The 22,791-nt window shown below is 72.4% G+C and carries 26 protein-coding genes, 1 other RNA gene and 1 riboswitch; of the genes, 7 read left to right on the top strand and 20 right to left on the bottom strand.

Features of this window, described 5'->3' with window-relative positions; all coding sequences use genetic code 11:
* Positions 1–14: 14 nt before the first annotated feature.
* Positions 15–827: a hypothetical protein gene (locus ASG76_RS14965; protein WP_056604979.1), complete on the bottom strand. Its 813-nt coding sequence runs from the start codon at positions 825–827 to the stop codon at positions 15–17.
* Between the two features lie 101 nt (positions 828–928).
* Positions 929–1,843 (bottom strand): LysR family transcriptional regulator ArgP, encoded by a 915-nt coding sequence (locus ASG76_RS14960; RefSeq protein WP_056604977.1) that lies wholly within the window; start codon positions 1,841–1,843, stop codon positions 929–931.
* Between the two features lie 72 nt (positions 1,844–1,915).
* Here ASG76_RS14960 and ASG76_RS14955 point away from each other — a divergent pair, with 72 nt between their 5' ends.
* Positions 1,916–2,515, top strand: a complete 600-nt coding sequence (locus ASG76_RS14955; protein ID WP_056604974.1) for a LysE/ArgO family amino acid transporter — start codon at positions 1,916–1,918, stop codon at positions 2,513–2,515.
* Between the two features lie 279 nt (positions 2,516–2,794).
* On the opposite strand, the gene ASG76_RS14950 is transcribed toward ASG76_RS14955, so the two are convergent.
* Complete coding sequence (locus ASG76_RS14950) at positions 2,795–3,592, bottom strand: hypothetical protein (protein ID WP_056604971.1); 798 nt, start codon at positions 3,590–3,592, stop codon at positions 2,795–2,797.
* A gap of 181 nt (positions 3,593–3,773) precedes the next feature.
* Positions 3,774–5,006 carry a 4-hydroxyphenylpyruvate dioxygenase gene (hppD, locus tag ASG76_RS14945; protein WP_056604968.1) on the bottom strand — a complete coding sequence of 411 codons (1,233 nt, stop codon included), beginning with the start codon at positions 5,004–5,006 and terminating at the stop codon, positions 3,774–3,776.
* Between the two features lie 82 nt (positions 5,007–5,088).
* Between hppD and ASG76_RS14940 the strand changes: the two genes are divergently transcribed.
* Positions 5,089–5,574 (top strand): Lrp/AsnC family transcriptional regulator, encoded by a 486-nt coding sequence (locus tag ASG76_RS14940; RefSeq protein ID WP_082587577.1) that lies wholly within the window; start codon positions 5,089–5,091, stop codon positions 5,572–5,574.
* Here ASG76_RS14940 and ASG76_RS14935 read toward each other — a convergent pair.
* Positions 5,555–6,076: a PaaI family thioesterase gene (locus tag ASG76_RS14935; RefSeq protein WP_056604963.1), complete on the bottom strand. Its 522-nt coding sequence runs from the start codon at positions 6,074–6,076 to the stop codon at positions 5,555–5,557. The genes ASG76_RS14940 and ASG76_RS14935 overlap by 20 nt on opposite strands.
* A gap of 55 nt (positions 6,077–6,131) precedes the next feature.
* Between ASG76_RS14935 and ASG76_RS14930 the strand changes: the two genes are divergently transcribed.
* Complete coding sequence (locus ASG76_RS14930; RefSeq protein WP_235529647.1) at positions 6,132–6,611, top strand: winged helix-turn-helix transcriptional regulator; 480 nt, start codon at positions 6,132–6,134, stop codon at positions 6,609–6,611.
* Between the two features lie 4 nt (positions 6,612–6,615).
* On the opposite strand, the gene ASG76_RS14925 is transcribed toward ASG76_RS14930, so the two are convergent.
* The 5 genes from ASG76_RS14925 to ASG76_RS14905 are packed head-to-tail and all read right to left on the bottom strand — an operon-like array spanning position 6,616 to position 10,471.
* A complete protein-coding gene (locus ASG76_RS14925; protein WP_056604961.1) occupies positions 6,616–7,251 on the bottom strand; it encodes an IclR family transcriptional regulator in 636 nt (211 codons plus the stop codon).
* Between the two features lie 29 nt (positions 7,252–7,280).
* A complete protein-coding gene (locus tag ASG76_RS14920) occupies positions 7,281–9,059 on the bottom strand; it encodes a DEAD/DEAH box helicase (RefSeq protein ID WP_056604958.1) in 1,779 nt (592 codons plus the stop codon).
* Positions 9,056–9,343: a DUF3039 domain-containing protein gene (locus tag ASG76_RS14915; protein WP_056604955.1), complete on the bottom strand. Its 288-nt coding sequence runs from the start codon at positions 9,341–9,343 to the stop codon at positions 9,056–9,058. Before ASG76_RS14915 ends, ASG76_RS14920 begins: the two co-directional genes overlap by 4 nt.
* A 23-nt stretch (positions 9,344–9,366) precedes the next feature.
* On the bottom strand, positions 9,367–9,921 hold the full coding sequence (locus tag ASG76_RS14910; protein WP_056604953.1) for a YqgE/AlgH family protein: 555 nt from the start codon (positions 9,919–9,921) through the stop codon (positions 9,367–9,369).
* A 25-nt stretch (positions 9,922–9,946) separates the two neighbouring features.
* Positions 9,947–10,471, bottom strand: coding sequence for a hypothetical protein (locus tag ASG76_RS14905; RefSeq protein WP_056604950.1), 525 nt, complete (start codon positions 10,469–10,471; stop codon positions 9,947–9,949).
* 108 nt (positions 10,472–10,579) lie between these two features.
* Here ASG76_RS14905 and ASG76_RS14900 point away from each other — a divergent pair, with 108 nt between their 5' ends.
* Complete coding sequence (locus ASG76_RS14900) at positions 10,580–11,185, top strand: TetR/AcrR family transcriptional regulator (RefSeq protein ID WP_082587576.1); 606 nt, start codon at positions 10,580–10,582, stop codon at positions 11,183–11,185.
* Here ASG76_RS14900 and ASG76_RS14895 read toward each other — a convergent pair.
* The 3 genes from ASG76_RS14895 to ASG76_RS14885 all read right to left on the bottom strand — a co-directional run bounded on the left by ASG76_RS14895 (position 11,169) and on the right by ASG76_RS14885 (position 13,985).
* A complete protein-coding gene (locus tag ASG76_RS14895) occupies positions 11,169–12,191 on the bottom strand; it encodes a DUF3048 domain-containing protein (protein ID WP_056604946.1) in 1,023 nt (340 codons plus the stop codon). The genes ASG76_RS14900 and ASG76_RS14895 overlap by 17 nt on opposite strands.
* 122 nt (positions 12,192–12,313) lie before the next feature.
* A complete protein-coding gene (locus ASG76_RS14890; protein ID WP_056604943.1) occupies positions 12,314–12,847 on the bottom strand; it encodes a C40 family peptidase in 534 nt (177 codons plus the stop codon).
* Between the two features lie 6 nt (positions 12,848–12,853).
* A riboswitch (cyclic di-AMP (ydaO/yuaA leader) is annotated at positions 12,854–13,046 on the bottom strand.
* Between the two features lie 171 nt (positions 13,047–13,217).
* Complete coding sequence (locus ASG76_RS14885; RefSeq protein ID WP_056604940.1) at positions 13,218–13,985, bottom strand: SDR family NAD(P)-dependent oxidoreductase; 768 nt, start codon at positions 13,983–13,985, stop codon at positions 13,218–13,220.
* Positions 13,986–14,113: 128 nt separating this feature from the next.
* Between ASG76_RS14885 and ASG76_RS14880 the strand changes: the two genes are divergently transcribed.
* Positions 14,114–15,187 carry a phosphatase PAP2 family protein gene (locus ASG76_RS14880; RefSeq protein ID WP_056604937.1) on the top strand — a complete coding sequence of 358 codons (1,074 nt, stop codon included), beginning with the start codon at positions 14,114–14,116 and terminating at the stop codon, positions 15,185–15,187.
* A 3-nt stretch (positions 15,188–15,190) separates the two neighbouring features.
* Here ASG76_RS14880 and ASG76_RS14875 read toward each other — a convergent pair whose 3' ends face one another.
* Both ASG76_RS14875 and ASG76_RS14870 read right to left on the bottom strand, forming a co-directional pair.
* Complete coding sequence (locus tag ASG76_RS14875) at positions 15,191–16,381, bottom strand: hypothetical protein (RefSeq protein ID WP_056604934.1); 1,191 nt, start codon at positions 16,379–16,381, stop codon at positions 15,191–15,193.
* A 34-nt stretch (positions 16,382–16,415) separates the two neighbouring features.
* Positions 16,416–16,838: an HIT family protein gene (locus ASG76_RS14870; protein WP_056605320.1), complete on the bottom strand. Its 423-nt coding sequence runs from the start codon at positions 16,836–16,838 to the stop codon at positions 16,416–16,418.
* A 328-nt stretch (positions 16,839–17,166) separates the two neighbouring features.
* Here ASG76_RS14870 and ASG76_RS14865 point away from each other — a divergent pair, with 328 nt between their 5' ends.
* Together ASG76_RS14865 and ASG76_RS14860 are read left to right on the top strand one after the other, a co-directional pair.
* Entirely contained in the window at positions 17,167–18,039 is an 873-nt protein-coding gene (locus tag ASG76_RS14865) for a cobalamin-binding protein (protein WP_056604931.1), read from the top strand.
* A 62-nt stretch (positions 18,040–18,101) separates the two neighbouring features.
* Entirely contained in the window at positions 18,102–19,256 is a 1,155-nt protein-coding gene (locus tag ASG76_RS14860; protein WP_056604928.1) for a glycoside hydrolase family 6 protein, read from the top strand.
* Between the two features lie 25 nt (positions 19,257–19,281).
* On the opposite strand, the gene ASG76_RS14855 is transcribed toward ASG76_RS14860, so the two are convergent.
* The 5 genes from ASG76_RS14855 to ASG76_RS14840 all read right to left on the bottom strand — a co-directional run bounded on the left by ASG76_RS14855 (position 19,282) and on the right by ASG76_RS14840 (position 22,790).
* Positions 19,282–19,773 (bottom strand): GNAT family N-acetyltransferase, encoded by a 492-nt coding sequence (locus ASG76_RS14855; RefSeq protein WP_056604925.1) that lies wholly within the window; start codon positions 19,771–19,773, stop codon positions 19,282–19,284.
* 349 nt (positions 19,774–20,122) lie between these two features.
* The gene (locus ASG76_RS14850) at positions 20,123–20,821 is read right to left on the bottom strand and encodes a type 1 glutamine amidotransferase domain-containing protein (RefSeq protein WP_056604921.1); all 699 of its coding nucleotides are present in this window, start codon (positions 20,819–20,821) and stop codon (positions 20,123–20,125) included.
* 151 nt (positions 20,822–20,972) lie between these two features.
* Positions 20,973–21,343: a transfer-messenger RNA gene (gene ssrA, locus ASG76_RS18855) on the bottom strand.
* 121 nt (positions 21,344–21,464) lie between these two features.
* On the bottom strand, positions 21,465–22,148 hold the full coding sequence (locus ASG76_RS14845) for a nitroreductase (RefSeq protein WP_056604917.1): 684 nt from the start codon (positions 22,146–22,148) through the stop codon (positions 21,465–21,467).
* Positions 22,149–22,157: 9 nt separating this feature from the next.
* Positions 22,158–22,790, bottom strand: coding sequence for a hypothetical protein (locus ASG76_RS14840; protein WP_157559137.1), 633 nt, complete (start codon positions 22,788–22,790; stop codon positions 22,158–22,160).
* Between the last annotated feature and the right edge of the window lies 1 nt (position 22,791).

Below are 22,791 nucleotides of genomic sequence, written 5' to 3'. Positions count from 1 at the left end.
CGAGCGGGAGCCGCTCAGGGGCGCTTGCACTGGCTGGGCGGGGTGACCGCGGAGTCGAAGACGTGCTGCGGCGGCTGGATGGCCGAGCCGTCCTGCGACTCCTTCATCGTCATCGCCCACCAGCCGGCCTTGCGGGTGTCGATCTTGGCCAGCTCCTTGGCGGGGACGTCGTTCCACATGTTCAGCACGTCGACGCCGACCTCGATGAGGTGGCCGTGCGGGGTGATGACGGCCTTGGCCTCGATCCCGTCCAGCCCGGAGGGGACGTCGGGGAAGAGGCCGCGCGGCATGCCGGTGATCACGTCCTGCGCCGGGATCCCGACGCTGACGCCGTCGCCGGCGAGGCGGATCGCGCGAGCGGAGGTGACCGGCCAGGTCGGGTCGAGGTCGGTCGGGAGCGCCCAGCTGCGGGCCTCGGTCGCGTCCTCGGTGATGTCGACGTAGCAGGTGTCGGCGTTGGGGCCCCACGCCTGGCTGTTGAAGTAGGTGCGGCCGTTGACCACGAGGTAGTCGACCTGCTGGGCATCGCCGTCGATCACCGAGTCCATCGAGAGCTCGCTGTAGCCCGTGGAGGGGCTGAACCGGCCGTCGAGGTCGAAGATGCGCTTGCCGCCGTTGTCGGGGTTCTTGGTGAGGAGCTGGCCGTGCCACTCCACGATGCCCATCTTGTCGACCTGGGCGACCAGGGCGTCGAGCTGCTCGCCCTCCAGGAGGACGTCACCGCCCTTGGTGGTGGCGGCCGTCCCCGAGCCGCCACACCCGCTCAGGGCGAGGAGGAGACCGGCTCCGAGGGCCCCGGCCCATGCTGCGCTGCTGCGACGTGCCACTGGGTTTCCCCGTTCAAGGTCCGTGACGAGCGACGTGCTCGATCCCGCCCGGCAGCCTAGGACTGCTCGAAGGAACCTGTCAGGGAAACCGAAGATCTGCCTCAGGTCGCCGCCATCCACCGCCGGGCCGCGACCACGACGGCGTCGGTGAGGTCGGTGACCAGCGACGACCCCAGCCGCCAGTGCTGCCAGAACAGCGGCACCTCCGGGCGACGCCCCGGCACCAGCTCGACCAGCTCGCCGCGCGCCAGCTCCTCCGACACGTCCGACTCGGGCAGCAGGCCCCAGCCCATGCCCACCCGCACGGCCCGGTCGAACTCGCGCACCGACGGCACGTAGGTCGCCGGCGGCGCGAGGTGGCGGCGGGTGACCCGGCGCACGAAGTCGTGCTGCAGCGAGTCGCTGCGGTCGAAGGCCACGATCGGCGCCTCGGCGAGCGCGGCCGACCCGACGCCGTCGGCGAAGTGGGCCTCGTGGAAGGCGCGCGTGGCGACGGCGGCGTAGCGCAGGCGCCCGAGCCGCACGACCCGGCACCCCGGCACCGGCTTGGGCTCCCCGGTGATGGCGGCGACCACCTCGCCGCGCCGCAGCCGCTCGGCGGTGCGGGTGTGGTCCTCGCGCACCACCTCGAAGACCACCCGGTGCCGTGACTGCACGTCCGCGAGGGCGTCGACGAACCAGCCGTAGAGGGCGTCGGCGTTGACCGCGATCGGCAGGGAGGCGTACGCCGTGCCGTCGCCGTCGTCCTCCTCGACGAGCTCGGCCACGGCCTCGCGCTCCAGGAGCTCGGTCTGCATGGCCAGCCGCACGAGCACCAGTCCCGCCTCCGTGGGCTCGAGGGGCTTGACCCGGTGCAGCAGCACGCGGCCGATCCGGGTCTCCAGCGCCTTGATCCGCTGGCTCACCGCGGAGGGGGTCACGTGGAGCTCGCGGGCCGCCGCCTCGAAGGTGCCCAAACGCACGGCGACCGCCAGTGTGCGCAACGCCACGGGATCGAGCTGGGTGATGTCTTTCATACTTAGACATCCTAATGATTCGTCAGAATAGTTCGCTGGATTGAACCACCGAGCCGACCTAGCGTTGTCTGCATGTTCCAGGTCGCACTCACCGGTCTTCTCACCGGCCTCGCTCTCATCGTCGCCGTCGGCGCGCAGAACGCCTTCCTGCTCCGTCAGGGCATCCGCGGCGAGCACGTCCTCCCCATCGTGCTGACGTGCCTGGTGTCCGACGTCGTGGCGATCACCGCCGGCGTCGCCGGTCTCGGCGTCGTGCTCGAGCGCTGGCCGTCGGTGCTGCCGGTGGCGCAGGTGCTCGGCGGGCTCTACCTGATCGCCTTCGGCATCCACGCCGCGGTGCGGGCATGGAAGCCCACCGCCCTCACCACCGAGGGCGGTGCGGCCCTGACCCCGGCCAAGGCGGTCCTCCTCACGCTCGCGCTGACGTGGCTCAACCCGCACTTCTACCTCGACGCCGTGCTCATGCTCGGCACGGTCGCCAACAGCTTCGGCACCGACCGCTGGTGGTTCCTGGCCGGCACGCTGCTCGCGAGCCTGCTGTGGTTCTTCGGGCTCGGCTACGGCGCCCGGCTCCTGCGCGACCTCTTCGCCCGCCCCTCGGCCTGGCGCGTGCTCGACTCCGGCATCGCGGTCCTGATGGGCGCGCTCGGGGTCGGGCTCCTCGCGCACTGAGGTGACGCGGGTCGACCTGCACGCACCGTTCTGGTTCGGCGCGGGCGCGGTCGGCGTGGTCAACGTCGTGCCGGCTCGCGCACCATCGCCGCGGCTCTGGGCGCGGCGCCCGACGCGCACGGCGTCGCCGAGGCCGAGAGCGAGCTCGTCGGCGACCTGGCGTAGTAGCGTCGGCACCGTGCCGTGCGACTACTGCGGGGAAGAGTTCGACCCCATCTCGACCAGGTGGCTGTGCCCCCACTGCCACATGAAGGCCAACTGCTGCGACGGCGCCCCGCTCTAGTCCTCAGCGAGGGCGAGGCCCTGCTCGGCCAGCGCCTCGCGCAGTCGGGTGATCGCGATCGGGCCCACGCCGTGCATCGCGGCGAGCCGTCCTGGCGAGTACGTCGCCACCCGCTCCAGCGTGGTCACGCCCGCCTCCCGCAGCGCGCGGGTGGCGGGCGCCCCGATCGTGCGGGGCAGCGGCGTCCCCTCCTCGCGCGGCGCGCGCACGCGCGGCGAAGGGAGGCCTGCGTCGACGACCGCCTCGCCGCGGGGTGAGAGCAGGTAGCCGATCGCGAGCGACTCGGTGAGCCCGAGCTCCTTGAGCTTGCGCACGTCCTTCTTGAAGTCCTGCGTCTCGCGACCCACCCGCGCCGCGAGCTCGGGGGCCCGCACCCCTCCGTTGAGGTCGATCAGGTCCAGCGTCTCGCGGGTCCACGGGCCGGACGACGACGCGGCGTCGAGCCGGTCGAGGCGCGCGTTGATGGCCGCGATCCCGGCGGCGTCAGGCACGGTCGAGCGCAGCGCCTCGCGCGGGTCGGGACCGGCGTACGCCAGCCCGATGCGCCAGGTGGGGTCGTCGGGCCGCGCCGCCAGCGCCTCCCTGAGCGCGGCGAGCGAGGGAGCCCCGGCCCGCCGGGCGTTGTCGGCGCGCAACGCGGACACGCTGACCTGCTCGACCGAGGTCACCTCCACGACGCCCACCGACGTACGCAACCGGGTGCCCACGACGACCCGCGGCCGGGCCCACCGACGGAAGGCCAGGTCGATGGTGCCGGCCCTGATCGCGGCCAGCTCGGCCGGGCGGATCATCATGGGAGCACCTTCTCAAATCTGCGGAGCGGTGCGTGAGGAGGACTTCCCGTCGCTCGGATCCCCCTCACCCACCGCCCAGCGGCGCGTCGTACGGCGACACGCACGCGGGCGGTGCGTGGGGAGGAATCCGGTGGCCCGGAATCCCCCTCACGCACCGCCCGGGCGAGGGAGAGATGCGGAATCAGAGGTTGCCGCGCGCGTCCTGCTCGCGCTCGATGGCCTCGAAGAGCGCCTTGAAGTTGCCCTTGCCGAAGCCGAGGGAGCCGTGGCGCTCGATGAGCTCGAAGAACACCGTGGGCCGGTCGCCGAGGGGCTTGGTGAAGATCTGGAGGAGGTAGCCGTCCTCGTCCCGGTCCACCAAGATGCCGCGCTTCTGCAGCTCCTCGATCGGCACCCGCACCTCGCCGATGCGCGCGCGCAGCGCGTCGTCCTCGTAGTAGGAGTCGGGGGTGTTGAGGAACTCCACGCCGTTGGCGCGCAGCGCGTCGACGGTGGCGAGGATGTCGCCGGTCGCGAGCGCGAGGTGCTGGGCGCCGGGCCCGTCGTAGAACTCGAGGTACTCGTCGATCTGCGACTTCTTCTTCGCGATCGCCGGCTCGTTGAGCGGGAACTTCACGCGGTGGTTGCCGTTGGCCACGACCTTCGACATGAGCGCGGAGTAGTCGGTGGCGATGTCGTCGCCGATGAACTCGGCCATGTTCACGAAGCCCATCACCTTGTTGTAGAAGGTGACCCACTCGTCCATCTTGCCGAGCTCGACGTTGCCGACGATGTGGTCGAGGGCCTGGAACAGCCGCTTGGGCTGTTCGGCCTTCTTCTCCCAGCGCGGGGCGACCGCGACGTAGCCCGGCAGGTAGGGGCCGGCGTACGTCACTCCGTCGACGGTGCGCTGCACGAGGGTGTGGCGGGTCTCGCCGTAGGTCGCGATCGCCGCCACGCGCACCGAGCCGTGCTCGTCGGTGACGGTCTCGGGCTCGCGCAGCACGGTCGCGCCGGCCTTGCGGGCCTGGGCGATGCACTGGTCGACGTCGGGCACCTCGAGGGCGATGTCGACGACGCCGTCGCCGTGGCGGGCGTGGTGGCCGACCAGCGGGCTGTCGGGCGACACCGCGCCACTGAGGACGAACTTGATCGAGCCCGACTTGAGCACGTACGACTTGTGGTCGCGGGTGCCGTGCTCCGGGCCGGCGTAGGCGATGAGCTCCATGCCCCACGCCGAGGCGTAGTAGTGGGCGGCCTGGGTGGCGTTGCCGACGACGAAGCAGATCGCGTCCCACCCGGTCACCGGGAAGGGGTCGGCGTCGGCGTCGTACTCCACGAGGCCCACGAGCTGGCGCAGCTGCTCCAGCGACAGGTCGGCCTTCATCTCGTCCACGGTCAGGGCGCCACCGGTCGAGGCGATGTCAGTCGTCATGCCCCGAACCCTGCCAACGCTCGGCAAGATGTGCAACAGTACGCCGAAACACTGGACAACCTGCACAACCACAGGGGCACAGATGGACGAGATCGACGGCAAGGTGATCGAGCTGTTCGCCGGCGAGCCACGGCTCGGCGTGCTGGAGGCCAGCCGCCGGCTCGGCATCGCCCGCGGGACGGTCCAGGCGCGCCTCGACAAGCTGTCGGCGGCCGGCGTGATCACGGGCTGGGGCCCGGACCTCTCCCCCGAGGCGCTCGGCTATCCCGTGACGGCCTTCCTGACCCTGGAGATCCGCCAGGGCTCGGGCAGCGCCGGCGGCCACGACGCCGTCGCGCGGCACCTCGGCGAGATCCCCGAGGTGCTCGAGGCCTACACGATCACCGGCGCGGGCGACATGTGGGCCCGCGTGGTGGCCCGCTCCAACGCCGACCTCCAGCGCGTCATCGACCTGGTGCTCACCGAGCCCGCGATCGACCGCTCGACGACGGTGATCGCGCTCGCGACCCAGATCCCCTACCGCGTGCTGCCGCTCGCGACGACCGCCGTCACTGGTCCACGCGCATGATCAGGCAGGTCGACGTGGCGTGGGCGACCAGTCGGCCGGCGCCGTCGGTGAGCTGCGCCTGACCCAGGGCCGTACGCCGTCCACGCTGGATCACCGTGCCCTCGCAGGAGAGCAGCCCGGACTCGACCGTGACGGGGCGCAGGAACTTCACCGTCAGGTCGACCGAGGTGTAGACCTCGCCGACGGCGAGCGTGGTGTGCACCGCGCAGGCGGCAGCGGTGTCGAGCAGCGTCGAGATGACCCCGCCGTGCACGGTGCCGAGCGGGTTGTAGTGGAAGCCGGCGGCCGGCATCTCGACGACCACCCGACCCGCCTCGGGACGCAGGTCGGTGAAGCCGAGGGTCTGCATGATCGGCGGCGCCGGGAGCTCGCCGTCGCGCATCGCCTGCAGCTGCTGCAGCCCGTCGAGCTCGAGCAGCCGCGCGAGGTCCACCTGACCGGGCGTCGCCCAGCTGAAGGTGCGGGACTCGGTCGCGAACGTCGACGCCTCAGTCTGTGTCATGGACCCAGCATGCGGCTCCTTGTCTGAGTCTGTCAACTGGACCTAGCATGGCGACGTGGCCACTCCCCCCGCCCTCGCCTGGTCGACCGACAACTGCACCATCGGTCGCGCGATGGCCGTCCTCGGCGAGCGGTGGACCTTCGTGGTGGTGCGCGAGGTCGCCAACGGCATCCGGCGCTTCGACGACGTGCGGCGCCACACCGGCATCCCCCGGCAGGTCCTCACCGACCGGCTCGCGCTGCTCGTCCAGCACGACATCCTGCGCCGCGAGGCCTACCGCGAGGAGGGGCAGCGCGAGCGCCATGAATACCGGCTGACCGACAAGGGCTTCGAGCTCTTCCCGGCGATGGTCGCGATCGCCGAGTGGGGCGACCGCTACTACGCCGACGACGACGGCCCGCCGGTGGAGTTCGCGCACCGCGACTGCGGGGCACCCGTCGCGGTGTCGGTGCGCTGCGAGGCGGGACACGACGTCACCGGCCCGCGCGACGTCGTGAGCCGGCCCGGCCCCGGGGCGCGTCCCTTCGCGGGCTGAGGCCTCAGCGCAGCCGCTCGGCGACCTCGCGCGCCGCGGCGACGACCTGCGGGGCGACGGCGTCCTCGTCGATGGCGCCGTCGAGGGTGACCACGCCGACGCTCGCTCGCAGGCCGTCCACGCCCAGCACCGGGGCGGCGAGCCCGCGGGCCCCAGACTCCAGCTCCCCGCTCGTCACGGCGTACGCCGGACCGCCCGCGTCGAGCAGGGCGATGGCCTTGCCCGCCGCCCCCTGCGACAGCGGGTGGCGGGCGCCGACCCGGTAGGCGACGTGGAAGTCGGTCCACGTGGGCTCGACGACCGCCAATGCCAGGGCCTCGTCGCCGTCGGCGACGGTGAGGTGCGCGGTCGAGCCGATCGACTCCGCCAGCCGGCGCAGCACCGGCATCGCGAGGTCGCGCAGCAGCGGCTGCACGCCGCTGGCCAGGTGGAGCACCCCCAGCCCGACGAAGAGCCGTGAGCGCGCGTCGCGGCGCACCAGCCCGTGCTGCTCCAGCGTGCTCACCAGGCGGTGCACCACGGTGCGGTTGACGTCGAGGCGTCCCGAGAGCTCGGTGACCGTGAGCCCCTCCGGGCTCTCCGAGAGCTCCCTCAGCACCCGGAGGCCGCGGTCGAGCGTCTGCGAGGTCTCCGAGGCCATGTCACGACCCTAGTGGGGCGCGACCCGCCTCAGGAGGTCTGCCGCATCGCCCACTCGCGGATCCGGTTGATCCGCTCGTGGAGCTGCTCGGCGTTGGCCACGGCCGCGGGCGGGCCGCCGCACTCCTTGCGCAGCGCCGAGTGCGTGATGCCGTGGGCCTGCCCGGTGCGGTGGTGCCACGCGGCGACGAGGCCGTTGAGCTCGCGGCGCAGCACGCCCAGCTGCTGGTGGGTGCTGAGCTCGGCGACGGACTCGACGACCCGGTCGCCGCCGCCCTCGGCACGCTGCTTGCGCGCCCGCTCGCTCTGCCGCGAGTGCAGCAGCTCGCGCACCTGGTCGGGCTCGAGCAGGCCGGGGATGCCGAGGAAGTCCATCTCCTCCTCCGAGCCGGCGTGCACCTCGCCGGAGTGACCGAACTGCGCACCCTCGTAGAGGACGTGGTCGAAGGACGCGGTGGAGCCGAGCGCCTCCCACGACATCTCGAGCTCCTCCGACGTGCCCTCCTCGGCGTTGGCCTGGGCGAGCAGGTCGTCCTCGGCGGCGAAGATGTCGTCGTCGTCGGTGACCCGGCGCCCCAGCACGTGGTCGCGCTGGGCCTCCATGTCGGAGGCGAACTCGAGCAGGTGCGGCACCGACGGCAGGAAGACCGAGGCCGTCTCGCCCCGCGAGCGGGCGCGCACGAAGCGCCCCACCGCCTGGGCGAAGAAGAGCGGCGTCGAGGTCGTGGTCGCCCACACGCCAACGGCCAGGCGCGGCACGTCGACGCCCTCGGAGACCATGCGCACCGCGACCAGCCAGCGCTTGTCCGACTCGGTGAAGGTGGCGATCTTCTTCGACGCGCCCTTCTCGTCGGACAGCACGACGGTGGGCGACTCGCCGGTGATCTTCTTGAGCAGCCCGGCGTAGGCGCGCGCGGTCTCCTGGTCGCTGGCGATGACCATGCCGCCGGCGTCGGGGACGTGACGGCGTACTTCCGACAGGCGCGTGTCGGCCGCCTCCAGCACCGCGGGCATCCAGGACCCGCGCGGGTCCAGGGCCGTGCGCAGCGCGTGGGCGTGCATGTCCTTGGTGAGCGGCTCGCCGAGGCGGGCCGTGATCTCGTCACCGGCGCGGGTGCGCCACTGCATCTCCCCGGAGTAGGCCATGAAGAGCACCGGGCGCACGACGTGGTCGGACAACGCGTGGGCGTAGCCGTAGGTGAAGTCGGCGACCGAGGTGGGGATGCCGTCGTCGGCGGGGGCGTAGGTGACGAACGGGATCGGGTTGATGTCGGAGCGGAAGGGTGTGCCGGTCAGCGACAGGCGCCGGGCGGCGGGGTCGAAGGCCTCGCGCACGCCCTCGCCCCACGACAGCGCGTCGCCGGCGTGGTGGATCTCGTCGAGGATCACCAGCGTCTTGAAGCGCTCGGTGCGGATGCGCATCGCGAGCGGGTTGACCGCGACCCCGGCATAGGTGACCGCGATGCCGACGTAGTCGTCGGAGGTGCGGCCCTTGCCCGCGGAGAACGCGGGGTCGATCGGGATGCCGGCGCGCGCAGCGGCCTCGGCCCACTGGGTCTTGAGGTGCTCGGTGGGGGCCACGACGGTGATGCGGTCGACGACGCGACGGCTGAGCAGGTCGGCGGCGACGGTCAGCGCGAAGGTCGTCTTGCCGGCGCCGGGCGTGGCCACGGCGAGGAAGTCGCGCGGCTGGCGGGACTGGTAGAGGTCCATCGCCGCCTGCTGCCAGGCACGCAGCGAGGGCGCGGTGCCCCACGCGGCCCGGTCGGGCCAGGCGGGAGGCAGCGGCGCGTCAGGGCGCCCCGTCACGCCTCGGGACCCGAGCCGTCGCCAGAGCCGCCGGGCTTGTCACCGGGCTTCATCGAGTCCCAGATCTCCTTGCACTCCGGGCACACCGGGAACTTCTCCGGGGCACGCGAGGGCACCCACACCTTGCCGCACAGGGCGATCACGGGAGTGCCCATGACCATCGCCTCGGTGAGCTTGTCCTTGGGGACGTAGTGGGAGAACCGCTCGTGGTCACCCTCGTCCGTGGGGACCGTCTGACGCTCTTCGATCGTCTGACTACCCGGGGAGAATCCGATGGTGCTCATGATGGGAGAGCCTAACCCGGCGATCAGTTGAGGTCCGGATCGACGGGCCGGTTCAGGTGCCAGGCGAGCATGCCCGGCTGGCGGCGCATCACGTCGCGCCGCAGGACGGCGGGATCGTCGCGGAACGCGTCGGACACCTCGCCGCCGACGACGTACCAGCTGCCCTCCTCGACCTCGCCTTCCAGCTGTCCGGCGCCCCACCCGGCGTAGCCCGCGAAGACCCGCATCGCCGACAGCGAGCCGTCGATGAGCTCGGTCGGGGTGTCGAGGTCGACGATCCCCATCAGCCCGGCGACCTGGCGCCACCCGACCGGGGGGTCGCCCGGGTCGCGCAGCCGCGCGACGGCGAGCGCGCCGTCGGTGCCCACGGGACCGCCGCGGAAGAGCACCTCGGGGGCGTTGACCACCTCGCTCCAGGGCTCGAGCACGTCGGCGACCAGCACCTGCGAGGGGCGGTTGAGCACCACGCCGAGCACGCCCTCGTCGGTGACGTCGAGCAGCAGCACCACGGTGTCGACGAAGTTGGGGTCCTGCAGCGCCGGCGTCGCCACCAGCAGCATCCCCGCTGCGAGCTGCATGTCCTCCACTATGGCCGATCGCCGATCAGGCGGCCAGCACCGCCTTGAGGCGCTGCACCAGCGACGGCGTGGCGGAGGCGGGACGCTTCGCGCCCGGGACGTACGACGTCCGCGCGGCGGCCTCGATCGCAGCCCCGACCCGTCGGGCGGCCTCGCCCGGGGCGCTGGCGCGGCCGGCCATGAGGGCCAGCATCTCGTGCTCCTTGCCGGTCGCCACGGCGAGCACCCGGGCCATCTCGGGGCCGGCGGGGTGGGCGAGGTGGTGGTCGATGATCGCCCGCGTGCCGGGCATGTCCTCGGCGGCCCGCAGCCAGGCCACGGAGACGGCGTGGGCGAGGTCGAGCGGCTGGTCGGCGAGCTCGCGCTCGACGTGGCCGGCGAGTCGGGTGTGCCAGCGCAGCTGCAGGGCGCCCAGGAGCGTGAGGTCGTCGCCGAAGGTCTCGGTGACGCCCTCGACGTCGAGGGGCAGGTGGCCGTCGAGTCGGGTGTCGGCGGCGCGGATCACCTCGCGGAGCACGTCTCCGCGTCGGTGGTGGGACGTCCAGGTCATGGCGGTCTCCTCGGGTTACATACCGACGGTACGTACTTTCAGTATGCCCACGCTGCGCTCCCGTCTCCAACCGGCCCGCGCGTGAGTCCGGTCACCTAGGCTGCGCCCATGTCTTCCGACGCCACCAAGCGCGCGCTCGTCGACGTGGCCGAGCAGCTGTTCACCGCGCACGGCTACACCGCGACCTCGCTGGACGCCATCGTCGCCGGGGCCGAGGTCACCAAGGGCGCGCTCTACCACCACTTCAGCGGCAAGCAGGCGATCTTCGAGGCTGCCTTCGAGCGGGTCGAGTCGCGCGCGACCGCCGGCATCGCGGTCGCCACGGAGGGCCACGACGACCCGTGGGAGAAGGCGCAGGCCGGGCTGCGCGCCTTCCTCGACGCCGTGCAGGAGCCGGCCTACCGCCGGATCGTGATCTCCGACGGCCCGTCCGTGCTCGGCCACGAGCGCTACCGCGAGCAGGAGGAGCGCTCGACGTACGCCATCCTCGACGAGATCGTGCGCTCGGTGCTCGGCACCGACGCCTATGACCTCGACGAGCAGCTGCTCGACACCTTCACCCGCATCTTCTTCGGCGCGATGTCGGCAGCCGGGGGCGCAGTCGCGGTCAGCGACGACCCGGCAGCCGCGGCCGCCCGGGTGGAGGCGGCCATCGGCTTCATCCTGGCCGGGCTCCAGCAGCTGCTGGAGTCAGGGGCTACTTGGCGAAGCTGACGTCGCCGTTGACCGCCGGCACCAGCTCGACCCACACGTGGCCGGCCGGGACGGTCAGCTCGCCGCCCTTGGTGGCGAGCTCGATCGCGCCGGTCAGGCCGTCCTTGGTCCAGGTGCCCTTGACCACGCGACCGCCGTGGAACAGCAGCGCGGCGCCCGTGCCCTCGAACTTGGTCTCGGGGACGGGGTAGCCCGCGGGGTCGCGGTAGCCCGCGTCGCCCACCTTGACCCGGAGCACGAGCACCGAGTCGGCCGGGAACTGGTCGCCCTGGGCGGCGTAGGAGTCGGTGTTGACGTAGCCACCGCCCTGGAACTGCCAGCTGGTGGAGTGCGCCCCGAAGTCGGCGGTCAGCGTGCGCGCCTTGGCGCCCTTGGGCAGGTCGGCCTTGGTGCCCCACGGCAGGTAGGGCGGCGGCTCCTCGTCGGTCTTGAGCCGCTTGGAGATGTCGGCGAGGTGGGCGAAGAGGTTGTAGGGGGCCGAGCGCGTGTTCTCGCGGTAGACGCCTGCCGCGCCCTCGGTGATCCACGGGATGCCGGCGCCGTTGATCCGCTTGATCGTGATGGGGGCGGCGCCGCTGGTGACGACCGTCGCGCCCTCGGGCACGATGCCGATGTCGCTGGCGCGCATCGAGCGCACCGGCCCGATGTCGGCCGGGACCTTGGAGTAGAAGAACGCCGCCAGGCGGGTGTAGCCGCCCTCGACGAGCTCCTCGACCACCATGTCGGCCGAGCCCAGCCCGACCTGCGGCGCGCTGGAGGAGGTGTTGTCGACCTTGGTGACAATGACCGGGTGCTGGGGGGCGTTGCCGGTGCGCTCGAGCCCGGTCAGCGGCCAGTACGTCGGCTCCGGCGGCTCGCTGGTCGCCGAGGAGGTCGGCTCCGAGGGAGCGGCGTCCGCGGGCGCCTCCTCCTCGTCCCCGCCACCGCAGCCGGCGAGGAGGAGCGAGGCCGCGACGAGGGCGGCCACGACCGGCTTGGACGAGAGGGGGTGGAGGCGGTGACGCACGGGGGGAACTCCGATCGAGCGGGGGAACTCAGGGGAAAAGTGTGGCGGCGCGCCCACCCCGTTCGGGGAAGGCGCGCCACAGGGTAGATCAGCGACGCAGGTGGATCAGAAGCGCCGCTGGGTCAGCGGCGCAGGGTGCCGCCGAACCACGCCGACGTCCACGGTGCGGCGATGCGCACGCGCTGGCCGGATCCCGGGGAGTGCAGCATCACGGCGTGGCCGTGCGACCAACCGAGGAAGATCGCCGCGTGGTAGACCCCGCCGCTGCCGTAGAAGAACATCAGGTCGCCGGCCCGCAGGTCCTGCTTGGCCACCCGCCGCACGGCACCCGCCTGGGCGCTGGAGGTGCGCGGCACCGAGAAGCCGGCGCGGCGGTAGCTGTAGTAGATGAGGCCGGAGCAGTCGAAGCGGTCGGGCCCGGCGGCGCCGTAGGCGTAGGCGTCGCCGCGCTGGTGCATGGCGATGTCCTTGGCGCCGATGACGCGGGCGGCCACGCGCCTGGCGGCCGTACGCGTCGTGGTCGTGGTGGTGGACTCGATGCTGTCGCCGGAGCCGGAGGCGGCGTCGGCCGGCAGCGCGGTCATGGTCGAGGCGGTGACGCCGAGTCCGGCGAGGGCGAGCGCGAGGGCACGCACCGTGCGAGGGGTCGCAGGCATGGAGGGTGGTCCTTTCCCACGCCTGTGAGGTGAGCTGTCGGGTTAGGGCTGGAAGGTGCCCCGCCACCAGGTGGTGGCTTCACCCCGAGCCGACTCGTGCCGCAGCACGGGCCGGCGTGGAACCTGTGGGTCCCCCACTCCTGCCCTCGATCTTCTCGGGGGGCCGCTCCGGACGGGCAGGACTCGGCGTAGCCCGGGCGGGTGTGTCGTGATGTCGATGGCCGCCACCAGCAGGAGGGCCCGAGCCGTCCCGTGGGTCTCGCGACCGCCGTCCAAGGTAGGCACGCACCACGCCCGGGCGCAACACGACCACGGCCCCGACCGGCGCGTGCGCGCGGTCGGGGCCGTGACGTCGGTCTCAGGATCCGGCTCAGCCGAGCTTGCGCCCACCGTCGACGTAGAGGGTCTGGCCTGTGATGAAGGACGCATCGTCGCTGCAGAGGAACGCGGCCGCAGCGGCGATGTCCTCGGGCTGGCCGACGCGGCGCACCGGGGTGGCCTCGGCGTTGAGGCGCTGCAGCTCCTCGGGCTCCATCTTGAGCCGGCGGGCGGTCGCGTCGGTCATCTCGGTGACGATGAAGCCGGGCGCGATGGCGTTGGCGGTGATGCCGTAGGGGCCGAGCTCGATGCCCAGGGTGCGGGTGAGGCCCTGGATGCCCATCTTGGCCGCCGAGTAGTTGGCCTGGCCGCGGTTGCCGAGCGCGGAGACGCTCGAGAGGTTGAGGATCTTGCCGTACTTCTGCTCCACGAAGCGCGACTGCGCCGCCTTCGTCATGTTGAACACGCCCTTGAGGTGGACGTTCATGACGAGGTCCCAGTCGTCCTCGGTCATCTTGAACAGCAGGTTGTCGCGGGTGATGCCGGCGTTGTTGACCAGGACGTGGATCCCGCCGAGCTCGTCGACCACGCGCTGCACGGCAGCCTCGGCGGCCGCCGAGTCGACGACGTCGCAGCCGATCCCGACCGCCTTCGCCCCCTCGGCCAGCTCCAGGCGGCCCGCGGCCTCCTGCGCGGCGGCCTCGTCGAGGTCGAGGATCGCGATCGAGGCGCCCTCGCTGGCGAAGCGCTGGGCGATGCCGAAGCCGATGCCTCGCGCTGCTCCGGTGATGACGGCGACACGGCGGTCGAAGCGACCCATGTGGACTCCTTGAGGTCGAGGTGCGGGATCAGGACGGACGGTCCTGAGGCTACCCACCGACGTACGCCGGACGGCACGGGTGGGCAGTGGTCCGGTCCACCGGGACCCCGGTTGGCTACCGTGTGCACATGGGTCGGGGGGAGTTTCGCGCCGCCGCCGTCGTGGCGGCCGTCATGGCGGTGGCTGCAGCGCTGGTCGCGTGGGAGCACCACCTGCCCCTGCGCGACCCCGACGGGGCCAACATGCCGACCTGGTTCCGGCTCCCGGTGATCGTCGCCTCCGCCGTGGCGCTCGACGTGGTCACCCGGTGGTTGCTGCTGGCCCGCCGCGAGGGCTGGGCCGGGCGCGCGACCGTGCGCGAGGTGCTGCGCGAGCGCTGGGACCGCGACCAGGTCCGGTTCACGGTGAGCGGCCTGGTGACGTGGTACGTCGCCTACGTCGCGTTCCGCAACCTCAAGAGCTATGTCCCCTTCGTCACCGACCGGATCGCCGACCCGGAGCTGCGCCACCTCGACCGGCTGATCTGGCTGGGCCACGACCCGGCGGTCCTGCTGCACGACGTGCTCGGCACGGGGTTCGCGAACTGGGTGATGGCCTCGGTCTACCTCATCTGGATCGGGCTCGTGCCGGCGACGCTGGCGATCGCGCTGGTCTGGACCCGGCGCTCGACCGCCGGCGCGTGGTACGTCACCGCGATCTCCCTCAACTGGGGCCTCGGCGTGATCCTCTACTACGCACTGCCCTCGCTGGGGCCGACGTACTCCCACCCCGAGTGGTTCGCCGCCCTGCCGCGCACCCCCAACACGGCGGTGCGCGACCTGCTGCTCTCCGACCGGGTCGCCGTCCTCGCCGGCCCCTGGGACACGCACTCGGTGCAGACGATCGCGGCCTTCGCGTCGCTGCACGTCGCCGTCATGGTCACCATCTGCCTGGTGGCCGAGATGATGCGGCTCCCGCTCGCCGTCCGCGTGGCGGCCTGGGCCTTCCTCGTGATGACGGTCGTGGCCACGATCTACCTCGGGTGGCACTTCTTCGTCGACGTCATCGGCGGCGTCGGGGTCGGCGTGGCGGCGGTGACGCTCGCCGCCAGGATCACCGGCAACCCCCTGCGCCGGCGCGACGAGCCGTGGACCTTCCGCGCTCCCGTGCCGATGGTGACGATCGCGTCCGGCGCCGAGGCCCTGCCGCCCCGACGCGGCTGAGCCTCACCACCCGATCCAGGCCTGCACCTCCGAGGCCGGCACGACCTCGCGCCACGACTCGCCGCGGGCCAGTCGGGTCAGCTCCACGACCTGTCCCGTGACGGGGTCGAGGAGCGCGAGCACCGATCGCGCCCGACGGGCGTCGCAGTCGTCGGGGTGGTGGGCGACGACCAGGTCGTCGCCGCGGGCCCCGACCAGCGTGAGTGCGCCGTCGCGCCACGGCACGGGCACCGGGCGCACCCGGCCGTCGTCGGCCTGCCGGGTCAGGAACCCTCCCCCGCAGCCGCCGTGGGACTCGTAGAAGGAGCGACCCTGCACGGTGCGGACGTCTGCGTCGTCGAAGACGGCGGGCCCGGAGCGCCGGGTCTTCGCGGTGTGGCGCAGCCCGAGGCGCACCGAGCTCCCGTCGAGGCTCACGGCGCGCAGCTGGCTCCAGCCCGCCCGGCCGCACGAGGCCACCACGGTGTCGGCGTCCAGCCACCGGTGCGGCACGCACCAGCTCGGCAGCTCGAGGGTGGTGCTCGAGCGGGTCGCGAGGTCGACCACCCACCACCGCTGGTCGTCGACGGTCACGACGGTGCGGCCGTCGATGCTGGTGATGGCGCGGCCGTCGGCCCGCGCGGGCAGCCACAGCCGGGTCCCGTCCCAGCCCAGCGTCGCGACGCGCCCCGCACCCCGGTTGCTCATGTAGGTCGTCATCAGCACCCCGGAGCCGTCCGGGGCGAGGGCGACGGTGCTCGCCCGCTCCGGCGCCTCCACCTCGTGGACGGTCCCGGTCGTGACGTCGTACGACAGGAGGGTGTCGCCGTGGCTGCCGCGCGAGACGCGCAGGAGCGCGGTGTGCAGCTCTGGGCGCCAGTCGGCGAGGACGAAGTCGCCGGGATACCAGCCGCCCGGGACCCGGCGCGTCGAGACGCTGTAGACCGGGTGTCGCGCGCCGTCGCCGGTGACCACCTCCAGCGAGCGGTGCATCCGGCCCCCCTTCAGCGCCTCGGCGACGCTGCTGTCGACCACGGCGACGACCGCGTCCGGCCCCAGGTCGGAGGCGGGGACGGTGGCCGTGGTGACGATCGGTCGGACGGCGAGGTCGGCCGTGGCCGCTGCGGACGCCGGCGGCGGCGCCGGCACCGCCGCGACGAGCAGTGCGAGCAGTGGCGCGGCGAGGGCCGCGCGGACGGTGGTGCGAGTGGTCATTTGTCCCCCTGTGTGTGAGAGGAGGACGCACGACCTAGTCGTCTGGTTGCACCAGTGCCTCGCGCAGCTTGTCGGCGTACGCCGCCGCCTCGTCGTCGGCGTACTTCGTGCGGGGCCAGAAGAAGCCCCGCAGGCCGTCGCCCTTGGTGCGCGGCACCACGTGGAGGTGCAGGTGGGGCACCGACTGGCTGACGGTGTTGTTGATCGCGACGAAGGAGCCCTGGGCGCCGAGCGCGTCCTTGACCGCCGTCGCGAGACGCTGCGCCTGCTCGAGGAACGGGTCGCGCAGCCCGGCCGGCAGGTCCGGCAGCGTCTCGACGTGGGTCCGCGGCACAAGCAGCACGTGGCCCTTGAACACCGGACGTGCGTCGAGGAAGGCGAGGAGGTCGTCGGTCTCGAGGACCACGTGGGCAGGGACCTCCCCGGCGATGATCCGGCAGAACACGCAGTCGGCCATGTCGGGATCGTGCCATGCCGGGTGCGCCGGAACGGTGGCGGTCGAGCGGACCATCGTCCGCTCGACGCACGGCACGCCGTGCGTCCAGCGTCCACCAGTGTGTCCCAGTCCGTCCTCCCCGGCAGCACTGCGCAGTCCACCGGCGGTCGACCAGTCCTTCGCCCACCGGTGCAGTGGGTCTCGGTGACCGAGGGCAACGACCTGGGTATCCCGTTCTACCGAGCCCCGGGGGTTCGTCGTACGCGATCGAGTCCCGTTCCCGAGCGGAGAGGACGGCGTCGCGGAGGCTCACTCGCTGCGGATGAGCCGCGCGCCCTAGGCTCGCGGGATGCGCATCGTCTCGCTCATCCCGTCTGCCACCGAGATCCTCTTCGCCATCGGAGCCGGCGACGACGTCGTGGGCGTGACGTTCGAGTGCGACCACCCCGCCGAGGCCCGGGAGCGCCGCGTCGTGTCGACGTCGGCCATGCCGGAAGGCCTCTCTCCCAAAGAGATCGACGACTTCGTCGGCGCGGCGCTGGCCGCCGGCGAGGACCTCTACCGCCTCGACGCCGGGGCGCTGGCCGAGCTCGACGCCGACCTCGTCGTCACCCAGGACCTGTGCGCGGTGTGCGCCGTCGACGTAGGCACCGTCGACGACGCGTTGTCCTACCTCGGCTGCCGTGCCGAGGTGGCGACGATCGACCCGCACTCGCTCGACGACGTGCTGGCCTCGGTCACCGAGGTCGGGCGCCTCACCGGCCGGGTCGATGGCGCCGCCGCCCTCGTCGCGTCGCTGCGGGAGCGCCTGGCCGCCGTCGCCGACCGGGTCGCGGGTCGCGAGCGCCCGCGCGTGCTGGTGCTGGAGTGGACCGACCCGCCGTTCGCGCCGGGGCACTGGATCCCCGAGATGGTCGCGCTGGCCGGTGGCGAGCCGACGCTGGGCGTGGCGGGGAGCAAGTCGAGCCGCATCACGTGGGACGAGGCCGAGGGGTCGCGGCCCGACGTGGTCGTCGTCGCCCCCTGTGGCTTCGACCTCGAGGGCAGCACCGCGCTGGCGGTCGACGTACGCCGTCGCTTCCCCGGCGTGCCCGTCTGGGCCGTCGACGCCGACGGGGAGTTCGCCCGGCCCGGCCCACGGCTCGTCGACGGCGTCGAGGCGCTGGCGGCGATCCTGCACCCCGAGCCGGGCCTCACGGCCGTCGCGGCACGCCAGGCCTGAGCCGGCCGGAAATCCCGAAAACGCCGCCGAGCGGCGACGCGCTCCCCCACCATGGGAGAGCCATGGTCATCGCTTCCCTCGTCCGCGTCCTCGCCTCCGCCGTCCTGGTGGCGGCGCCCCTGGCCGCGCCCGTGGAGGCTGCACAGGCCCCGGCCCGTACGTCGTCGCTGCCGGTCTGGCTCGCACCCATGGCCCCGCACGACGAGAACCCGACCAACCCGCTCGCGGGACGCCTGTGGGGCGTCTACCAGGGTCCGCAGGACCAGGTCTGGCGACCCTTCACCCGGGCGACCGGGCGAACCCGGGAGGCGCTGGCCACCATCGCGGAGCGGCCCCGCACCAAGTGGTACGGCGCGTTCGTGCCGGACAACCGGATCAGGACGACGGCGGCCGGCTACATCGCGTCCGCTCAGGACGGCAACCCCGAGACCCTCGCCCAGATGGCCGTCTTCCGGATGAAGCCGTGGGAGGGCGAGGCGTGCAAGCGCCCGACGACGCCCGCCGAGGCGGCGAGCTATCGCACCTGGATCACAGAGCTCGCCGCCGGGATCGGCACCGCACACACCCTCGTGGTGATGCAGCCCGACGGCCCGTTCCTGCTCTGCGCGCCGGACCGTGCGGCGAAGTCCGAGCTCCTCACGTGGGCCACCCAGACGCTCAGCGCCCTGCCCAACACCAGCGTCTACATCGACGCAGGCGCGGCCGACTGGTGCGAGAACGGGACCGCGCAGGAGTCGTTCCGCTGCGCCGAGATCCTCGAGCTCTCCGGCATCCAGTACGCCCGCGGCTTCGCGCTCGACTCCACCCACTACGCCGGCCCGGTCGAGAACATCGACCGCGGCAGCGAGATCCTGGCCCTGCTCGAGGCCGACGGCTACGGCGAGAAGCACTTCATCGTCGACACGGCGAAGTCCGGCCGGCCCACCCAGTGGCGCGACATGGTCCCGGCCAGCAAGAAGGACCTGAAGAACAACGCCCGCACCTGCACCACCAGGACGATGACGCGCTGCGTCACCCTCGGGATCCCGCCGACCCCGCGCCCCGCCGACCCGCAGTGGGGACTGCCCCCCGAGCAGCGAGCGGTGGCCGCGCGGTCGGTCGACGGCTTCGTCTGGTTCGGCCGTCCGTGGCTGTTCAACCAGGCCGACCCGTTCGTCGCCCGTCGCGCGCTCGACATGGCTCGAAGCACGCCCTGGACGGCGACCGGTCCGCGCTGACCACGGCGTAGGGCGACGCGGCTCGTCAGCGGCGTTCGTCGCGCACGAGCACGTCGAACGGTCGCCCGTCATGACGGGCGGCGAATGACCCGACCACCTCGAAGCCGAGCGACTCGACCGTACGCCGTGCGCGTGCGTTGAACGACGCGACCGTCACCCGGAAGGCGGCCGGCGCGAACCGCGAGCGGCCGAAGTCGAGGCCGGCGGCGATCACCGACCTGCCCAACCCCTGCCCGGTCAGCGAGGGTCGCAGGCCTCCCCCGGTGTCGAGGGCAGAGTCGTCGTAGTCCCAACCGGGGACCCGGCCGTCCGGACCGAAGGACCGGAACCCGATCAGCACGTCGCCCGCCACCACCGCGTGGAAGCCCAGCTCAGGGTCGAGCAGGTCGTCCGGCTCCGCGCCCGTCATGTCGTAGACGTCGTACGGCGCGTCGTAGCGCCACGTCACGATGTCCTCCGCGTGCGCCCGGGTCAGCGGCGCGCTGCGGACGGATGCGGGGTCGACGGAAGTGCTCACGGCCGCATGCTCGCACGCCGTCAGGACGCGAGCTCCTCGACTGCCTTGCGGGCGGCGTCAGCGCTGGACGCCGGGTTCCGGCCGCCACGAGGTCGCCGTCGACGACCACGAAGGCCAACTCGGCTCCCCGCTGGTCGAGGGACGATGAAGTCGTGTCCCGAGACCACTGCGCCGGTTCGCGGCCGACGCCGGGGCGTCCGGACGCGTCAATCGGCCCATCGGCCCCCTGACACGGCGAACGGTTGGGGAACCAGGAGCAGCCTCCAGCCCGCGATCGAGCTGCACCTCGTTCCCCATGTGTCCCAGTCTCGTGACGGTCGCTGCGCGACCTCCTCGACCCGCGAGAACTTCAGGGCGTGAGCTGCTCGACGACCTTGCGGGCGGCGTCAGCGCTGGACGCCGGGTTCTGGCCGGTCACCAGGTTGCCGTCGACGACCACGAAGGGCGCCCACGGCTCGCCGGACGAGAAGCTCGCGCCGGACTCGCGCAGGCGCGACTCGAGCAGCCAGGGCGCCTTGTCGGCGAGGCCGGCCTGCTCCTCCTCGGCGTCGGTGAAGGCGGTCAGCTGACGACCGGCGAACAGCCACGAGCCGTCGTCGCGCCGGGCGGGCAGGAGACCGGCCGGACCGTGGCAGACCGAGGAGACGACCTTGCCGCCGTCGAGCATCGTCACCAGGATCCGGCCGAGGTCGTCGCTGACGGCGAGGTCCTCCATCGGGCCGTGGCCACCGGGCACGAACACGGCGTCGTACGAGCCGGGGTCGACGTCGGCCAGGACGAGCGTCGAGGCGAGCCGGTCTGCCAGGTCGTCGAGTGCGTTGCGCTGCTTGGCCGACTCCTCCTCGCCGATGGTGTCCGGGGAGAGACTGCCCTCGTCCACGACCGGGGTCCGGCCCTCGGGGCTGGCGAGATCGACCTCGATCCCAGCCTCGGCGAACACCTCCAGCGGGGCGAGCAGCTCCTCGGCCCAGAAGCCGGTCGGGTGCTGGGTCCCGTCGTTGAGGGTCCAGTGGTCGGCACCGGTCAGGACGATCAGGATCTTCGGCACGGCAGGGCTCCTCGAAGTCGGGGGTGACTCGGATTACTGGGGGTGGCGGCGCCGGACAGCGCCGCTCCTCGACGGTACCCACCGCTTCCGCACGCACAACACGACAGCCGCCCCGACCGAGGTCGGGACGGCTGTCGTCAAGAGGGCTGCTACGTGGAGCTGCGGGGAATCGAACCCCGGTCCTCGAGCGTCGATCCAGGTCTTCTCCGGGTGCAGTCAGTGCTGTCGCTTTTCTCGGCCTCGGCGCTCCCACAGACAGGTCGCCGACAGGCCTAGTCAGGATTGAGTCCCGGCCACCCCTCCTGACAGAGAGTGACCAGCAAGTCTCCTAGATGAGGCCTGGATCCGGGACGGAGACGGGTGCCCGGTCAGACCCTTCGATCACTGCTCAGGCAGCGAGAGCGAAGTCGTTGCGATTGGTGTTGGCAACTATGGTTTTCCAGCGATCGTTTACGAGATGACGCTGGCTTCTCGACCCGCTTCCCCTGGAACTAACGTCCCAAGTCGAAACCGATCAGCCCCTCTTGTGTTGTCAAGCAGGCTCCGCGATGCCTGATGGCGCCTGCACCGCACAGTCTACGGGTCACAACCACCGGGCCGCGAACGCTATTCCGCCGGTGACCGCGGCGGCACGCGTCGTCGTTCAGGCGTCGTGCCAGGTCACCACGTCGTCGAGCCCGGCCCGCGAGGTGCGGAAGCCGTTGACCGGGTGGTCGAGGTCTGCGTAGCCGAACGAGATCCCGACCACGACCTTGCGGTGCTCGGGCAGGTCGAAGTGCTCGCGGAGGAGCGCGGGATGCCCCGCCAGTGCGGCCTGGGGCGCGGCGGCGATGCCGAGGGACTGGGCGCCGAGGAGGAACGCACCGATCCACAGTCCGCAGTCGATGGCGCCGTAGGTCCCGAGGTCGTCCTCGGTGGTGACGATCGCGACGTGCGGCGCACCGAAGAACTCGAAGTTGCGCAGCATCTGCTCGAGCCGCCGGCCGGAGTCCTCCTTGGCGATGCCCACGCTGTCGTAGAGCTGGAACCCGCACTCGCGCCGCCGCTGCTGGTAGGTGCCGGTGTACGCCGTCGGGAAGGCGAAGTCCGGCTCCTGCGGGTGGGTCATCACGTGCTTGGCGTACGCCGCGCGCAGGCGGGCCGTGGCCTCGCCGCGAGTCACCTCGACGCGCCAGGGCTGGGTGTTGCACCACGACGGCGTCCGCTGGGCGAGCGCGAGGAGCCGCTCGACATCGGGTTGGGGAACCTCGTCCGGGAGGAACTGCCGGCAGGTCCAGCGCTCGTCGAGGAGCTTGGCCAGGGCGTGGAAGGGCGCGTCGTCGCTCACGCGCTGAGGCTATTGCGCCGGTGGCTGCGCCGGCTGTCGCTGCACCGGCTGTGGGAGCCACGCCGCGGTCAGCACCCCGAGCACCGTGCCGGCCACCACCCCGGTCACCGCCCCGGTCAGCGCGACGAGGAGTGTCGACCACGACGCGTCGGGAGCCGTCGCGCCGGCGAAGATCACCACCATCACCGGGGGCCAGGCCAGCGTGTTGGCGAGCACCCAGCGCCGCGGTGCGGCCGCGGCTCCCCGCAGGGCCAGCGCCTGCGCCCCTCCCAGCACCGGTCCCATCACCAGGCCGATGGCCGCGCCGCCGAGCACCATCAGGGCGCGGGCGGGCTCGTCGCCACCGTCGTCGGTGGAGAGCACGCCAGGGGCGGACGCAGCCGCCCAGCCCACCCCGGCGATCAGGACGGTGGCGACGACGTACGCCCGACGACGCAGCCCGGGCAGCCGGGCGGCCAGCACCGATGACTGCGCCAGCCCGAGCGCCGTGCCCTCGACAAGGCCACCGGCGACGACGAGGCCCAGCGCAGCCCACCGGGAGTCCAGCCCGTCACCGACCCGCGCCGCGGTCGCCGCGGCGGTCATGCCGATCGCCTCCGCCGCTGCGCAAGCGGCGATCCAGCTCGAGGCACTGCCCCTCATG

Source organism: Nocardioides sp. Soil774, assembly GCF_001428125.1.
GTDB lineage: Bacteria > Actinomycetota > Actinomycetes > Propionibacteriales > Nocardioidaceae > Nocardioides.
The sequence above is the reverse complement of the archived record's forward strand: the minus strand, read 5'-3'. Positions and strand labels throughout refer to the sequence as shown.

Bases quoted from the DNA above. Each gene is read 5' to 3' on its own strand.
- ASG76_RS14960 (WP_056604977.1), bottom strand. From the start codon at position 1,843: ATGAAAGACATCACCCAGCTCGATCCCGTGGCGTTGCGCACACTGGCG.
- ASG76_RS14955 (WP_056604974.1), top strand. From the start codon at position 1,916: ATGTTCCAGGTCGCACTCACCGGTCTTCTCACCGGCCTCGCTCTCATC.
- ASG76_RS14950 (WP_056604971.1), bottom strand. From the start codon at position 3,592: ATGATGATCCGCCCGGCCGAGCTGGCCGCGATCAGGGCCGGCACCATC.
- hppD (WP_056604968.1), bottom strand. From the start codon at position 5,006: ATGACGACTGACATCGCCTCGACCGGTGGCGCCCTGACCGTGGACGAG.
- ASG76_RS14940 (WP_082587577.1), top strand. From the start codon at position 5,089: ATGGACGAGATCGACGGCAAGGTGATCGAGCTGTTCGCCGGCGAGCCA.
- ASG76_RS14935 (WP_056604963.1), bottom strand. From the start codon at position 6,076: ATGACACAGACTGAGGCGTCGACGTTCGCGACCGAGTCCCGCACCTTC.
- ASG76_RS14925 (WP_056604961.1), bottom strand. From the start codon at position 7,251: ATGGCCTCGGAGACCTCGCAGACGCTCGACCGCGGCCTCCGGGTGCTG.
- ASG76_RS14915 (WP_056604955.1), bottom strand. From the start codon at position 9,343: ATGAGCACCATCGGATTCTCCCCGGGTAGTCAGACGATCGAAGAGCGT.
- ASG76_RS14910 (WP_056604953.1), bottom strand. From the start codon at position 9,921: ATGCAGCTCGCAGCGGGGATGCTGCTGGTGGCGACGCCGGCGCTGCAG.
- ASG76_RS14905 (WP_056604950.1), bottom strand. From the start codon at position 10,471: ATGACCTGGACGTCCCACCACCGACGCGGAGACGTGCTCCGCGAGGTG.
- ASG76_RS14900 (WP_082587576.1), top strand. From the start codon at position 10,580: ATGTCTTCCGACGCCACCAAGCGCGCGCTCGTCGACGTGGCCGAGCAG.
- ASG76_RS14890 (WP_056604943.1), bottom strand. From the start codon at position 12,847: ATGCCTGCGACCCCTCGCACGGTGCGTGCCCTCGCGCTCGCCCTCGCC.
- ASG76_RS14885 (WP_056604940.1), bottom strand. From the start codon at position 13,985: ATGGGTCGCTTCGACCGCCGTGTCGCCGTCATCACCGGAGCAGCGCGA.
- ASG76_RS14880 (WP_056604937.1), top strand. From the start codon at position 14,114: ATGGGTCGGGGGGAGTTTCGCGCCGCCGCCGTCGTGGCGGCCGTCATG.
- ASG76_RS14875 (WP_056604934.1), bottom strand. From the start codon at position 16,381: ATGACCACTCGCACCACCGTCCGCGCGGCCCTCGCCGCGCCACTGCTC.
- ASG76_RS14870 (WP_056605320.1), bottom strand. From the start codon at position 16,838: ATGGCCGACTGCGTGTTCTGCCGGATCATCGCCGGGGAGGTCCCTGCC.
- ASG76_RS14865 (WP_056604931.1), top strand. From the start codon at position 17,167: ATGCGCATCGTCTCGCTCATCCCGTCTGCCACCGAGATCCTCTTCGCC.
- ASG76_RS14860 (WP_056604928.1), top strand. From the start codon at position 18,102: ATGGTCATCGCTTCCCTCGTCCGCGTCCTCGCCTCCGCCGTCCTGGTG.
- ASG76_RS14840 (WP_157559137.1), bottom strand. From the start codon at position 22,790: ATGAGGGGCAGTGCCTCGAGCTGGATCGCCGCTTGCGCAGCGGCGGAG.